Source organism: Streptomyces sp. MS191 (assembly GCF_008042125.1).
GTDB lineage: Bacteria > Actinomycetota > Actinomycetes > Streptomycetales > Streptomycetaceae > Streptomyces.
Map to the genome: position 1 here is coordinate 1 of NZ_RDBI01000178.1, position 1,823 is coordinate 1,823.

The 1,823-nt window shown below is 76.4% G+C and carries 2 pseudogenes; one reads left to right on the plus strand and one right to left on the minus strand.

The features are described 5' to 3' along the window. Positions 1-95 precede the first annotated feature (95 nt). Positions 96-1,664: pseudogene (locus EAO71_RS36190) on the plus strand (NADH-ubiquinone oxidoreductase-F iron-sulfur binding region domain-containing protein); the annotation flags it as partial. 25 nt (positions 1,665-1,689) lie between these two features. Here EAO71_RS36190 and EAO71_RS40210 read toward each other — a convergent pair. After that, a pseudogene (locus EAO71_RS40210) lies at positions 1,690-1,740 on the minus strand (hypothetical protein); the annotation flags it as partial. Between the last annotated feature and the right edge of the window lie 83 nt (positions 1,741-1,823).

The window sequence follows — 1,823 nt, forward strand, 5'->3', positions numbered from 1 at the left end:
CGTCCGAACGGGAAGGCGGCGCCCCCGCGCCCGGTCAGGGATATGTCGTCGGCGAGCTGCGCGAGCTGGTCGCCGCCCATCGGCTCCAGCCGCCCGTGAACGTCCCGCTCCCCGATGTCCCCGAGGTCCGCGTGGTCGGTCTGCCACAGCTCACCCAGGGCTTCGACCTGGTCGAGCGGCTGGGACTCGACATGCACCTGAAGGTGCACGGGCCGCTGGAGCCGATGGGCGGCGACCAGCTCGCGCAGCTCGCCGACGACATATCCCTGACCGGGCGCGGGGGCGCCGCCTTCCCGTTCGGACGCAAGCTCAGGGCCGTCGGCAAGGCGGCGATCCGCCGCGGGGTACGTCCCGTGGTGGTGGTCAACGGCAGCGAGGGCGAGCCCGCCTGCCGCAAGGACACGGTGCTGCTCAACCGGGCCCCGCACCTGATCCTGGACGGGGCGCTGCTGGCGGCCGAGGCGCTGGGCGCCCGGACGCTGATCGTCGCCGTCACCCGCAACTCCACGGAGATCTCCATCCGCTCCGCCCTGGCCGAGCGCGGGCTCTCCGACCGGCGGGGCCAGGCACTGCGCGCGCGGGTCGTCCGCACCCCCGAGCGGATGGTCTCCGGCGAGGCCTCGTCGGTCATCCGGGCGGCGTCCGGCGGCCCGGCCCTGCCGGCGGGGCGCCGGGAGCGCGCCGCGGAGTCGGGCGTCGGCGGGGCGCCGACGCTGCTGTCGAACGCCGAGACGTTCGCGCAGCTGGCCATCGCCGCGCGGATCGGCCCGCGCCGCTACGGCCACAGCGGGCTCGACAGCGAGCCCGGCACGGTCATGCTGACGATCTCCGGGGCGGTCGCGCGCCCGATGGTGGTCGAGGTCCCGACGGGTGTCCCGCTGCGCTACGTGCTGCAGCTGGCCGGCGCCCCGCCGCTCCCCCAGGGCGTCCTCACCGGCGGCTACCACGGCAACTGGATCGACTCGGTCGCCGTGCACAACGCCACCGTCTCGCGGGCGTCGCTGGCGGCCGTCGGCGGCGCCCTGGGCGCCGGCGCGATCCTGCCCATCGGCCCGGAGACCTGCCCGCTCGGCGAGTCCCTGCGGGTCGCGAACTGGCTGGCGGCGGAGACGGCCGGCCAGTGCGGGCCCTGCCGCCTGGGCCTGCCCGCCGCGGCCGGCGGCCTCTCGGACCTGCTGAACGGCGGCGGCCCGGCCGCGCTGGAGGCCCTGCGGGAGGTCACGCAGGCGGTGAAGGGCCGCGGAGCGTGCAAGCACCCGGACGGCTCGGCCCGCTTCTTCAACTCGACGCTCTCGGCGTTCACCGACGATCTGGCCGCCCACGTCCTCGACGGCGGCTGCGGCCGGCCGACGATCGGGGTGCTGCCGCTGCCGGCGCCCGGCTACCAGGACGCGGAGGAGTCGATTCCGAGCGGTGAGAAGCTCGCCGTCGACTGGACGCTGTGCCAGGGCCACGGGCTGTGCGCGGACATCGTGCCGGAACTGATCAGACTGGGCCCGGACGGCTACCCGGCGCTCGCCGACGCGTCCGTGCCGATGCACCTGCGAGGCCGCGCCCAGCGGGCCGTGCGCCGCTGCCCGGCGCTCGCGCTGCGCGTGGAGGCGGCCCCGGCCGAGCGCCCCGCCCTGCCGCCGGGCASCGGCGCAMGGCCCGCTGGGCGCGGCCTCGCAGGTGCATCGGCACGGACGCGTCGGCGAGCGCCGGGTAGCCGTCCGGGCCCAGTCTGATCAGTTCCGGCACGATGTCCGCGCACAGCCCGTGGCCCTGGCACAGCGTCCAGTCGACGGCGAGCTTCTCACCGCTCGGAATCGACTCCTCCGCGT